This window comes from Anaerolineales bacterium (genome assembly GCA_003105035.1).
GTDB lineage: Bacteria > Chloroflexota > Anaerolineae > Anaerolineales > UBA4823 > FEB-25.
In genome coordinates this window covers 1-12,768 of record PQAL01000004.1, presented here as the reverse complement: position 1 = coordinate 12,768, position 12,768 = coordinate 1, and the positions used below count along the sequence as shown (strand labels likewise).

The window sequence follows — 12,768 nt, the reverse complement described above, 5'->3', positions numbered from 1 at the left end:
ATTGTCGATTGGTTCTTCGATAGTATAAGTGAATTCAGGTAATTATGCAAACCAACCACCCGGGAGGCGGGAGCGAATGAAAAGTTGGGTTTCATTACCGGATTTGTGGTTTTTGTTGGGCTGCTGTATAATGATGAGATGAAAAAATCAACCTGGTTTCTGCTAGTTGCGGCGTTACTGCTCACTTCCTGCGGATCGGGTGGGGATGCTGAGTCCACGGCAATTGCACAACACGTTGCCGAGACCCTGACCGCCATGCCAACCTCCACAGCGACCCTTACTGTTACCCCCAGCGAGACCCCCAGTCCCACCTTCACCTTCACGATCACCCCTTCGGAAACTCCCAGCCCAACCTCCACACCCACCCCAAAACCAGTGATCTATCTTCCCACCGCAACCCTTGCACCTAATGTCACCTGTTACAATTCAACCTCCCTGCTTGGGTTGCAATGCACGATATGCATGGATCAGAGCGGGAACATTACTTCCAACAATTGCGGGTTTTAGTCACCTTCTCCAATCGCCTCGCCCCCAGTTGGTCGCGGCGTACCCCAGCCTTGCTTTCAGGGTTGATTCATTTAGCAACGGCTTGGTACCACTTCCAATCCAAATCAGGTGGGGGTTAAGGGCAGGCTGTATGGATGATTTTTCGGAATTACGGAATATTATTATCCTATCATTAAAGTCTCGAAAGCGACCACAGGAAAAGTGGAATGATTAAATACCTTCCGAAAAGGACATGTGATGGATAAAGAATTCCTTCCTTTCCCGCGCAGCCGCAGGGTGGCCAGTGAAGCGCTGCGCTTCGCAGTCCGGCGTCACATCGTGCATGGATTGCTGGAAGCAGATATAACCGAGCCGCGCCGCATGCTGAAGGACACCCGCGGAAGTGACGGTCACCCGCTCTCCCTCACCGCCTACATCATTGCCTGCTATGCCAGGGCTATCCATGCACACCCGGCAGTGCACGTCTATCGCACCCTCGACAACCGGCTGCTGGTTTTCAATGATGTAGATGTCTCCACCTTTGTCGACCATCCGGATGGCCAGGGAGTGCCCGTGCCGCATGTCGTCCGGCGGGCGCACGAAAGATCAGTTAGGGAGATCAGTGATGAATTAAGGGCGGTCAAAGCCGGCTCGCATCCCCTCGGCTGGCTTGAGAAGGTCATGCCGCTCGCAAGCCACGTTCCCGGGTTCATGCGCACCCTCACATTCAGCTTGATGAAGTGGTTCCCTGGCCTGATGAAGCGCATCGACGGCACCGCCCAGCTCTCCGCGTTCGGGATGTTTGGCAAAGGTTTAAGATGGGGGGTTGGACAACTATACATCCACACTGTGGGAGCCTGGATCGGCAGCATGGTGCCAAAACCAATGGCTTACAACGGGGGGGTGGCATTGCGCGACTGCCTGCACCTGACGGTCAGCATCAATCATGACATCGTTGATGGCGCACCCGGAGGGCGGTTCGTGGGCACTTTCATCGAACTTCTTGAAAGCGGCAGCCTGTTGGAAGGGGAAATTCCTCCAACGGCATAAGTCGGGCAGCAGGATTACGAACTCAGCCAATAAAAAAAGGACGGTGAAATTCTCACCGTCCTTTGCATATCTGTGGTTATTTTAGAATATTGTCAGTACCGCACCGCTTGCCCAGGCGAAGAGCGCCGCCGGCACGAAACTAAGCACCACCGTCGCCAGGGCTGCCAGTTCCCAGGTAAGGTCCAGCCAGAATTCACGCTTGGTTTCAGGCTCACCCGTGTGCATATACATGGTCACCACCACCCGCAGGTAGTAGTATGCCGAGATGAGCGAAGTGAGCACGCCTATCACCGCCAGCCAGATGTAACCGCCTTCCACCACAGTGCGGAACAGGTAGAACTTACCCACCAGGCCCAGCGTGGGCGGCATGCCGGTCAGTGAGAGCATGAAGATGGTCATGGCAGCCGCCATAAGGGGGCGTTTGCGTCCCAGGCCTGCGAAGTCGCTGATCTCCAGACCTTTTCCATCCTGTTTTTCCAGCCCAATGACCACTGCCCAGGCTCCGAAGGAGGTGATGGCATAGGTGAGCAGGTAGAACAGGGCTGAGGCGACTGCATCCGGTCCCACTTTTGGGTTCCCAAAGTTCACAAAAGCCATCAAGATATAACCGGCATGGGCAATGCTGGAGTAGGCCAGCAAGCGCTTGATGTTGGTTTGTGAAATGGCAACCAGGTTGCCCACCAGCATGGTGAGGGCAGCCAGACCCCACAGCACCGGCACCAGGTCGGCGCTCAATGATGGCAGGGCAGCCACGAAGATGCGCAACAACGCGGCAAAACCAGCCGCCTTGGCACCCACCGCCATGAAGCCCGTCACCGGGGTGGGCGCACCCTGGTAAACGTCGGGAGTCCACATGTGAAAGGGGACGGCTGCCACCTTGAAACTGAACCCCACCAGGATCAGCGCCGCGCCGATTGTCAGCAGGAGCGGATTGAAGGTGCCGCTGAAAGTCTCGGGGGTTTGGATGACCGAGACGATCCCGGCCAGGGAGGTGTGCCCGGTGGCACCAAAAACCAGGCTGATGCCATAGACCACGAACCCGGTGGCAAAAGCACCCAGCAGGAAATACTTCAGCCCGGCTTCTTCGGAATCTGAGCGCGAGCGGGCAAAAGCTGCCAGCACATAGAGTGGAATGGATAAAAGTTCGAGGGCGAGGAACACCACGAAAAGGTCCGTCGCCTGGGCCATTAACATCATTCCCGACAGGCTGAACATCAGGATGACATAATACTCACCGCGCTCCAGCCCCATGCGCTTGAGGTAGCCGTAGGCGAGGGCGACCGCCAGCAGCCCGCTTGCCAGGAACAGGCTGGTCATGAAGGATGAAAAGCCGTCCAGCACGACCATGCCGCCAAAGGCGGAAAGTTGCTGCCCGGCTTGTGCCAGGTTCAAGCCCAGGGCGCCTGCCAGGCCGACCGCAGCCAGCAAAGCGGTCCATTTTTTACTGCCCTTGGGTATGAACAAGTCCACCAGCAGCAACACACATGCCCAGACGATGAGCACGAGGATCGGTAAAATTGTGAAGAGATCGGATTGCGTCATGGATGCTCCGAACCACAGGTGAACAGGGAAGGATTAGAAAGGAGTACGTCGTTCATGTGTGGCTAATGAAAGGCGATCAGTAGTTTTTCTACTGCAGGAGCGATCAGGTCAAAGAATGGCTTGGGGTACAGGCCAATCCAGAAGATGAAGACCAGAAGAGGCAGGACGGTGACGATTTCGCGCAAATTCAGGTCGCGCAGGGCATGCCCGTGCTTCTTCACATCTTCCACGATCGAGCCTTCGGGTCCCAGGAACATCTTCTGGAACATGTACAGGATATACACAGCCGCCAGAATGACACCCGCCGCGGCCAACCCGGCAAACCAGGGTGAGCCGATGGCCTTGGAGCCAAACGCACCCAGCAGGATCGCAAATTCGCCGATGAAACCGTTCAGACCAGGCAAGCCCATCGATGAGAGGGCCACGATCAACATCACCGTGCCATACACCGGCATGATCTTCCACAATCCACCGTACACACTGAATTCCCGCGTGTGAGTTTGCTCGTACACCATGCCCACCAGGAGGAACAACGCACCCGTGCTCAAACCGTGGTTGATCATCTGCAGGATGGCCCCCTCCACCCCCTGGGCATTCAGGGCAAACAAGCCCAGCATTACAAAGCCCAGGTGGCTGACCGATGAATAAGCAACCAGTTTCTTGATGTCCTTCTGCGCGTACGAGACAGCCGCGCCGTACAGGATGCCAATGACTGCCAGGAGAGCCATCCAGGGTGCGGCTTGCTTGACCGCATCAGGGAAAAGAGGCAGGTTGAAGCGCAGGAAGCCATACGTGCCCATCTTCAGCAGTACACCCGCCAGGATCACAGAACCGGCGGTGGGGGCTTCCACGTGTGCGTCTGGCAGCCACGAGTGCAGCGGCCACATGGGTACCTTGATGGCGAAGGCAGCTGCGAAAGCCAGGAACAACCAAAGCTGGATGTTGCCGGGAATGCCGCCGTTCTTGATCAGGTCGGGTACGCTGAAGGTACCCTGGTTGATGCCCAGCCACAGGATGGCCAGCAGCATCAGGATCGAGCCAGCCATGGTGTACAGGAAGAACTTGATGGCGGCGTAGATGCGGCGCGGTCCGCCCCAGATGCCGATCAGGAAGTACATCGGCACCAGGGTGAATTCCCAGAAGATGTAGAACAGGAACAGATCCTGCGCCAGGAAAACGCCCAACATGCCCACTTCCAGCAGCAGGAAGAAGATCATGAACTCTTTCACCCGTTCCTCGACCGCAGTCCAGGTGGAAAGGATGGAAATGGGGGTCAGGAAGGTGGTAAGCAACACCAGCAGGATGCTCAGACCGTCCACGCCCATGATGAAACTGATATTCCAGTTTGCCACCTGGATCCAGGGCAGGTTAAATCCCAACTGCAGTTCTGGGTTGGCCTTGTCGAACAACGTCAGCATCCAGATCGACAGACCAAAAGTGACCAGGGAGACCAGCAGGCTGATCCAGCGCATGAGAGTCTTGCGATCCGAGCGGACAAAGAGCAGTGCCAGGACACCCAGCAGTGGGAAGAATGTCACCAGGATGAGGGGATTGGTAATTAAGTTCATGTTCACTCCTCAGTCATTTTGAACCACCTCCACAGCCCGGGCGATGGGGGGTTCAAATAATGAGATTATTTCAACAATAGATAGCCAATAATGATGGCAACACCTGCAAGCACCGCCATGGCATAACTGCGTACAAAGCCATTCTGCAGGCGGCGCAAACCACCTGAAACGCGCTGGGTGATCTTCCCCAGACCATTGGCGATGGCATCGATAAACTGCTGGTCCACGCGCAGGTCCAGGAAGGTGCGTGCAAACCAGTTGTAGGTACCGGCGATGAGCTTGTCATGCACCCAGTCATGCCAGAATCTTCCATCGATCACATTTGCCAGGAAGCGGGAAAGATCCACATACCGGTCGAGGATGAGAGCATTGTAGGCTTCATCCACCCAGTATTTTCGCTCGAAGACGGTAAAGAGCGGGCCGAGCATTTTCTTCAGCGGATCCTTTTCTCCCTGCGCCAGTGGCTTGCGTCCGTAAAGCAGCCATGCCAGGAAGATGGCCAGCAAAGCCAGCCCGGTGGAGACGGCCGCCACCATGAAGTTGAATTCCCCGGCTTCGATGCCCTCGATGGAATGTTCCAACCAGAGGGTCAGGCTGTGCAGCCCGGGCAAATTCAGTGCCCCACCCAGGATCGCCAACCCCGCCAGGACCATGAGCGGGATGGTGATGACCTTGGGGCTTTCCTGGGCATGCCCGGCCGCGGCATGGCGGGCTTTTCCAAAGAAGACCATCCAGACCTGGCGGCCCATGTAAAAGGCGGTCAGGAAGGCTGCCACGCTAAGCAGGGCATATACCAGGGGAAATTGGTGGAAGGCATCTGCCAGGATCTCATCCTTGGACCAGAACCCCGCCAAGGGGAAGATGCCCGCCAGGGCCAACGCACCCACCAGGTAGAGCCAGAAGGTGACAGGCATTTGTTTGCGCAAGCCGCCCATGTTGCGCATGTCGCCGGGATCAAAGACCTCTTCGTGGTGTTCGCCATGGGCTTCGTGCGGAAGGTGGTGATGCCCGCGTTCCATGCCCAGGATGACGGAGCCGGCTGAAAGGAACAACAAAGCCTTGAAGAAGGCATGCGTCACCAGGTGGAACATGCCGGCCACATAGGCTCCCATGCCCACCGCAGCCACCATGAACCCCAACTGCGAGATGGTGGAATAAGCCAGCACCTTCTTAATGTCATACTGTCCCACCGCAATGGTGGCGGCAAACAGGGCGGTAATGCCTCCCACCAACGCCACCACCGTTTGTGCCTGTGGAGCAAGCATGTAGAGCGGGGCGGAGCGGGTGACCAGGTACACGCCGGCGGTTACCATGGTGGCGGCATGGATGAGGGCGGAAACCGGTGTTGGGCCAGCCATGGCGTCTGGCAACCAGACGTAGAGCGGGATCTGGGCTGACTTGCCTGCCACGCCCACCAGCAGGAAGAGCGTGATCATTAGGATCACATTGGAAGGGATGGTGGCGGCCTGCTCGAAGACCTCGGTAAAATTGAGGCTCTTGAACCACCAGAACATGGTGAAGGCTGCCAGTAGAAAACCAAAGTCACCGATGCGGTTGGCGATCATGGCTTTTTTGGCGGCATTGGAATTCGCCCACGAAGGCCTGCCGAGTGTATCCATCTCATACCAGAAGCCGATCAGCAGGAAGGAGCACAAGCCCACCCCTTCCCAGCCGACGAACAGCATCAGGTAGGAGTCGCCGCTGACCAGGATCATCATCATGGCGATGAACAGGTTCAGGAACACGAAGAAGCGGCGGTAGCGGCCCGGATCGTTCTTGAAGCGCACATCCTCATGCATGTAACCGATGGCATAGATATGAATGAGGGTGCCAACGCCGGAGACCACCAGCATCATCACCACCGAAAGTGTATCCACCCGGAAATCCCAGGCAACGTTCAGGTCACCAATGTGCAGCCAGTCGGCAAATGGGACCACCACAGCCTCGCCGCTGCTGGTCCATAGCGCAATGCCCAGCAGGACAGCCACTGCGAATGAAAGCCCGGAAGCCAGGCTGGCAACTGTGCCGATGCCTTTTTCACTCATGCGGCCGCCGAAGATCATGTTGACCAGCAAGCCCGCCACCGGCAGGAAGACGATCAGGGGTACAAGCGAGAACAGACCAGAAGTTTCCATTGCGCTTATCCTTTCAGGCTGTTCATCTGATCCACATCAATGTTGTGTCGTGTGCGGAAGATGATCACGATCAGGGCCAGGCCCACCGCCACTTCTGCAGCCGCCACGGTCATCACAAAGAAAACGAAGATCTGACCGGTGAGCACGCCAAAGGAGCGGGCAAACGCCACGAACGCCAGGTTGGCTGCATTCAACATCAACTCGATCGACATGAAGATGATCAATGGGTTGCGCCGGACCAGCACCCCCAGCGCGCCCATCACGAACAGGATGGCTGAAACCAGCAGGTAATAGGTGAGAGGGATGGTTTGCTCCATTAGGCCTCTCCTTTCTCTTTTTTCGTCAGCACAATCACACCGATCATTGCCACCAGCAGCAGCACGGAGGTCACTTCAAATGGCAGCAGGTACTGGCTGAAGAGCATTTTTGCCAGTTCCTGCAGGTTGGCGGTGGTGTTGGCAGATGCGTCCGGGTTGGCCAGGCTGGTGCTCAGGTTGAGGCGTTGGATGAGCAGAAAGCCCGCTTCCGCCAGCAGCACCCCCGCCAGCACGATGGCCACAGGCCGCTGCCAGGGCAGGACCTGCCCACGTGGCAGTTTATCCGCACCCAGCAGCATGATGACGAACAGGAACAACACCATGATAGCGCCGGCGTAAACGGTCACCTGCGCCAGGGCGATGAAGGGGGCGCCCAGCAGGAGATAGAACACAGCCACGCAGGCAAAGTTGAGCACCAGGTACAGGGCGGCATAGACCGAATTCCGGCTGATCAATAAGCCTGCTGCAGAAGCGATGGCAACAACCGCCAGGATGATGAAGAAGATGAGGGTCAGGTTCATGGGTGTCTCAATCTTGTGGATCTTTCATTTCAGGCACCGAGCGGGTGTAAAGGCCCGGCTCGGTCTCCTGGGGGGTGGGCTTCCCGCCCGCCGGAACAGGCTCGATCAGCATTTCCTTGGGGTAGATCGATTGCCGCCGGTCGGTGAAGGACAGCTCATATTGGTCACCCAGCACGATCGCTTCGGTAGGGCAGGCATCCTCACAAAAACCGCAGTAAATGCAGCGCAGCATGTTGATCTCGTACGTGCTGGCATAGCGCTCGCCGGGTGAGAAACGCCGTTCATCAGTGTTTTCGGCTGACTCGACGAAGATGGCATCCGCCGGGCAGGCAGCGGCACACAGGGCACAGCCGATGCACTTTTCCAGGCCATTCTCGTAGCGCTTTAAGACATGCCGGCCGCGGAAGCGGGGCTTGACGGGTTTTTTCTCTTCCGGGTACTGGATGGTGACCGGTTTGTCAAACATCATCCGGAGCGTCGTCCACATGCCCCGAACCAGTTCCACCACAGGCTCAACGACGCGCATAGTCTTTTCTCCTTAGCGTTCGGTCGATCAGCGCAACCGCCACACCGCCTGCCAGCAGGGATGCCACCGGGATGATGAATACCAATCCCGGGTTCACCTGCTGCCCCAGCATGATCCCCACCGCCGTGATGAAGACCAGCGCCAGCGAGAGCGGCAGGAGTACTTTCCACCCAAAAGCCATCAGGCGGTCGTAACGGATGCGTGGGAAGGTCGCCCGCACCCAGATCATTCCAAACAGCAGCAGCAGGATCTTGATGAAGATGTAGATCGGTCCAAGCCAGGGAAACTTATTAATGAAAGGACCATTGTAGCCGCCAAAGAAGATGGTGGCCCCGATGGCACTGATGGCGATCATCTTGGTATATTCGGCCATGAACAGCAGGGCGAACTTCATGCCGGAGTACTCGGTATGGTACCCGGCGGTCAGTTCCTGCTCGGCTTCGGGCATGTCGAAGGGGGCGCGGTTGACCTCCGCCAGGGTGGCGATCAGGAAGATGGCCGTCCCGACCGGCTGGAGCACCACGAACCACTTGGGAATGAAGTTCAACCAGTATCCGCCCTGCAGGTGGACGATATCGAGCATGTTCATTGAACCAGCCAACAGGACCACCGAGACGAATGACAACCCCAGGGCGATCTCATAACTGATCATCTGCGCCGACGAGCGCAAACCACCCAGCATGGCATACTTGTTATTGGAAGACCAGCCTGCCAGTACAATGCCATACACTGCAATGGAGGCGATCGACATGATGTACAGCACGCCCACATTGATATCTGCGATATACAGATCCAGGTGGTAGCCGAAAATATTCAGGCTGGGCCCCCAGGGTACCACCGCCGTGATTACCACCGCCGGCACCACCGTGATGACCGGGGAGAGCAGGAAGATCAATTTATCCACATTGGCCGGGGTGAGTTCCTCTTTAAAGATCAGCTTGACCGCGTCCGCGATAGGCTGGAGGATACCCCATGGCCCGGCGCGGTTGGGGCCGATGCGAGACTGGATGCGCGCCAGTGCCTTGCGCTCGTAGAGCGTAAGGTAGGCAAAACCGCCCAGCAGGATCAGTGCCCACACAAAGCCTTTGATAAGCCATTCCAATACCATGGGAAAGTTCATTGTGCCTTCCTTATGCCTTCTTTATTTCAGCATAGGCTGGAGCATGGATCGACAGACCCAACCTGCGCGGCAGAAGCATGACCGAAGCCGGGACGTTTTCATCCACCTTCAGCCTGGCTTCCACCCCGTTCACGGTGACCGGACCGCCTTGGGTAAACCCGTACTTGCGGGCGGTCTCGGGGTGCACGAGCACTTCAACCTGGCGGATATGCGCCTCCAGCAGGCTGGAACCAGTCAAAGTGACGCCGGGGTCGTATAAATGTGTCACAGGCACCGCCAGGAGCCTGTCATCCAACGGCCGCAAGGAGGCGGGCGCTGGAGCAGCCGCGGGGGCAGAGCCCGCCAGGGCCAGGTGCACGCCCAGGCCCTGCCGGTTTTCATAGGTCGTGCCGCCGTAGTACAAGTCGCCACGTCCCACCAGTGGGGCTTGCTCATGCGTGGCTGCCAGGCTGCGGTAGGTAATGCCTTTATAGGCTTTCAGCGTGCCGGCCAGGGAATTCATTACCCGCGCCGGTGAGCCGCTCTCCAGGGTCACGCCGATTTCACTGGCAATGGCACTGGTGATGGCGAAATCCTGGCGCGCTTCGCCGCGCGCCGATATGGCAGGGTAGAAACGCTGCACCCTACGTTCGCCGGAGGTGTAGGAGCCTTCGCATTCGGTGTAGGATCGCGCCGGAAGAACCACCTGTGCCAGTTTTGCGGTTTCGGTCAGGAACAATTCCTGCACCGCCAGAAATTTGGCTCCCTTGAGAGCCTGCTGCAGCAGTGGGTCATCGCCAGCAGGATCGGCTGCCACCACGTAGACCGTCTTGCCGCTGAGGGTCTTTGCCAGATCTTCCGCTGGTTTAAAGCCAATTTCCCAGGCTCCCTGGTCATTCGCCCGGGGCCAAACGCCGATCAGGCCGCTGTTTGGTTTTCCGGCGTGGGCCTTCACCAGTTCAGCACAGGCTGCCGCCAGGGCACTGGAACCTTCCAACCCAAGTCCGTCCGAGCCATAAAGCACCACCAGGTTCTCAGCCGACTGGATCAGTGCACCGATCTTCTCCTTGCCGGGGAGACCTTGGACGGTTTCCACTTCGTCCCCGTAGGAAGTCCGGACCACAAAGGCAGCCCAGGGGTCCAGCTTGGTCTGGCGTGCATTCACCACGATCAGGGTGGCACCGCGCCTGGCAGCCTGCTTGATACGCAGGTACCAGAGCGGGGCTTCCTGGTACAGGTCCGAAGCCACCACCAGGAGGATGGTGCCCTTGCCCATACTTGAGAAGTCCATCCCGGCACTGACGCCGTAGGCGAGGGTTTGTTCACCTCCACCCATGTGGGTGTAAAGCAGGGCTTTGCCACCCAGGCTGTCAGACAGGCCTTTCAGCGTGAACAGGTCTTCATTGGAAAGCCGTCCGCTGGCAAGGATGACGGCCTCATTACCCGCCTCCTTAAGGGCCATCGCCACCGTTTGCAGGCCTTCCTGCCAGGATGCCTGCTGGAGTTCGCCATTCCTCCTTACCAGCACCTGGTCCAGCCGGCTGGCAGATTCGACATAATGATGGGCGAAGCGGCCCTTGTCGCACAGCCAGATCTCGTTCACGGCTTCGTTCTGACGCGGCATGACCCGCTTGATGGCTACTTTTCCGCCCGAACTGGCTTCCCGCCGGGTGTTCAGCGTTACGTTGCAGCCCACTGGGCAGTGCGGACAGATGGATGCAGCCGCCTTCATCTCCCACGGGCGGGCTCCAAAGCGGAAGTCCGCAGTGGTCAATGCACCCACCGGGCAGATGTCGGAAGTGTTGCCGGAGAAGATCGAGTCAAAACCCGGCTCGGAATTGGTTATGATGTCGGTGGCACGACCGCGCTGGTAGAAGGCCAGCACGGGCTCCCCGGCAATTTCATCCTGGAAGCGGATGCAGCGGGCGCACTGGATGCAGCGTTCGCGGTCCAGCCAGATCAGGTCGCCCAGGGGCACATGTTTGCCGGCATGGTGCTTCTCGCTGTACTGATAACGGCTTTGCGGTGAGGCATGGGCCATGGTCAGGTTCTGCAGCGGGCATTCGCCGCCCTTATCGCAGACGGGGCAGTCCAGGGGATGCGAGGTGAGCAGGAATTCCAGGATCTCTTTTTGAGAAGCCTTGGCTTTTTCAGACTGGCTCAAGACCTGCATGCCTTCCGAGACCGGGGTGGTGCAGGCGGTTTCGAGTTTGGGGCCAAAACCGATCTTGGGCTTGTCACCTTCCATCACCACCTGTCCGGTGGCGCGGTCCACCACCGGGCGGCCCACTTCCACCAGGCATTGACGGCACATCCCCACCGGTTCCATCTTCGGGTGATAGCAGAAGACGGGGATGTCAATGCCGACCTGCTTGGCGGCATTAACGATGAGCGTACCTTCCGGCACACTGACCGGTTTTCCATCGATCGTCAGGGAAACCATTTTAGCCATGGCCGCCTCCGCTGTGGGAGGGTTCAAAGTCTGCCGGGAAGCGCTCGATGGCAGTGGTGACCGCCATTGTGGAGAACTCACCCAGCGGGCACAGGCATTTATTCTGCATCTGCTTTGCCACGCTATGGAGCAGTTCTGTATTGGCTTTCACTTCCTCGCCGCGCTTAATGCGCTCGATCAGGTGCTGCATCCAATAGGTTCCTTCCCGGCAGGGAGTGCACTTGCCGCAGGATTCGTGTTTAAAGAATCGGATGGTCTTGTTAATGACCCAGTCCATATCCACACTGTCATTGATGACGATCACGGAGGCGGACCCCAGATCTGCACCCAGGCCGCGCACCGAAGCATAATCCATGGGGGTATCGAGCGCCTTGTCGTCGGCAATGATCATGGCTGACGAGGCTCCCGCCGACATGATGGCCTTGACCGGGCGGTCATCGCTTACGCCGCCGCCGTGGGTATAGATCAACTCACGGTAGGTGGTGCCAAAAGGTAGTTCGTAATTCCCGGGCTGCTTCACATGCCCGGAGAGGGAGAAGATCTTCACACCAGCGCTGTCAGGAGTGCCCAGCGACTTGTACCAGTCGGCCCCTTTTGAAATGATCAGTGGAACGTTGGCGAGCGTTTCAACGTTGTTGACCACGGTGGGCTTGCCGTACAAACCATACACCGCCGGGAAGGGAGGCCGGATGCGTGGCTGGCCGCGTTTCCCCTCGATGGACTCAAGCAGAGCCGTCTCCTCGCCGCAGATGTAGGCTCCCGCACCCAGGTGGGTGTAAATGCGCAGTGAAAAGTCGCTGCCGAAAAGTGCCTCCCCCAGCAGACCGGCTTTTTCCATCTCGGCGATCTTCTTATCGAGGATGGCGGCAACCGTCCAGAATTCGCCCCGCAGGTAGATGTAGGCCGCCCTGGCACCCACTGCGTAGGAGGCGATGGCAACCCCCTCCAGGAATTGGAAGGGATTGCACTCCATGATCTCGCGGTCCTTGAAGGTGCCCGGTTCGGACTCGTCAGCATTGGCCACCACGTAATGCGGCCAGCTCTTGTTGTCGATGAAGGACCACTTGGTGCC

11 protein-coding genes are annotated in these 12,768 nt (G+C 58.0%); 2 read left to right on the top strand and 9 right to left on the bottom strand.

Translation table 11 applies throughout. The features are described 5' to 3' along the window. Positions 1–84: 84 nt before the first annotated feature. Together C3F13_02580 and C3F13_02575 are read left to right on the top strand one after the other, a co-directional pair. Positions 85–507, top strand: a complete 423-nt coding sequence (locus C3F13_02580; GenBank protein PWB55965.1) for a hypothetical protein — start codon at positions 85–87, stop codon at positions 505–507. 237 nt (positions 508–744) lie between these two features. Then, entirely contained in the window at positions 745–1,536 is a 792-nt protein-coding gene (locus tag C3F13_02575) for a hypothetical protein (GenBank protein PWB55964.1), read from the top strand. Positions 1,537–1,617: 81 nt separating this feature from the next. On the opposite strand, the gene C3F13_02570 is transcribed toward C3F13_02575, so the two are convergent. The 9 genes from C3F13_02570 to C3F13_02530 all read right to left on the bottom strand — a co-directional run. Continuing rightward, a complete protein-coding gene (locus C3F13_02570) occupies positions 1,618–3,078 on the bottom strand; it encodes an NADH-quinone oxidoreductase subunit N (GenBank protein PWB55963.1) in 1,461 nt (486 codons plus the stop codon). 62 nt (positions 3,079–3,140) lie between these two features. Beyond that, positions 3,141–4,637, bottom strand: a complete 1,497-nt coding sequence (locus C3F13_02565; protein ID PWB56044.1) for a Fe-S-binding domain-containing protein — start codon at positions 4,635–4,637, stop codon at positions 3,141–3,143. Between the two features lie 74 nt (positions 4,638–4,711). Then, positions 4,712–6,766: an NADH-quinone oxidoreductase subunit L gene (locus C3F13_02560; protein PWB56043.1), complete on the bottom strand. Its 2,055-nt coding sequence runs from the start codon at positions 6,764–6,766 to the stop codon at positions 4,712–4,714. Positions 6,767–6,786: 20 nt separating this feature from the next. Next, positions 6,787–7,098 carry an NADH-quinone oxidoreductase subunit NuoK gene (locus C3F13_02555; GenBank protein ID PWB55962.1) on the bottom strand — a complete coding sequence of 104 codons (312 nt, stop codon included), beginning with the start codon at positions 7,096–7,098 and terminating at the stop codon, positions 6,787–6,789. Continuing rightward, on the bottom strand, positions 7,098–7,613 hold the full coding sequence (locus C3F13_02550; protein PWB56042.1) for an NADH-quinone oxidoreductase subunit J: 516 nt from the start codon (positions 7,611–7,613) through the stop codon (positions 7,098–7,100). Before C3F13_02550 ends, C3F13_02555 begins: the two co-directional genes overlap by 1 nt. 13 nt (positions 7,614–7,626) lie before the next feature. After that, complete coding sequence (locus C3F13_02545; protein PWB55961.1) at positions 7,627–8,145, bottom strand: NADH-quinone oxidoreductase subunit NuoI; 519 nt, start codon at positions 8,143–8,145, stop codon at positions 7,627–7,629. Next, entirely contained in the window at positions 8,132–9,265 is a 1,134-nt protein-coding gene (locus C3F13_02540; protein PWB55960.1) for an NADH-quinone oxidoreductase subunit NuoH, read from the bottom strand. Before C3F13_02540 ends, C3F13_02545 begins: the two co-directional genes overlap by 14 nt. Positions 9,266–9,275: 10 nt before the next feature. Next, the gene (gene nuoG, locus C3F13_02535) at positions 9,276–11,696 is read right to left on the bottom strand and encodes an NADH dehydrogenase (quinone) subunit G (protein PWB55959.1); all 2,421 of its coding nucleotides are present in this window, start codon (positions 11,694–11,696) and stop codon (positions 9,276–9,278) included. Continuing rightward, positions 11,689–12,768: NADH-quinone oxidoreductase subunit NuoF (locus C3F13_02530; GenBank protein PWB55958.1), on the bottom strand; the 1,080-nt coding region annotated here is incomplete at its 5' end. The genes C3F13_02530 and nuoG, both read right to left, overlap by 8 nt.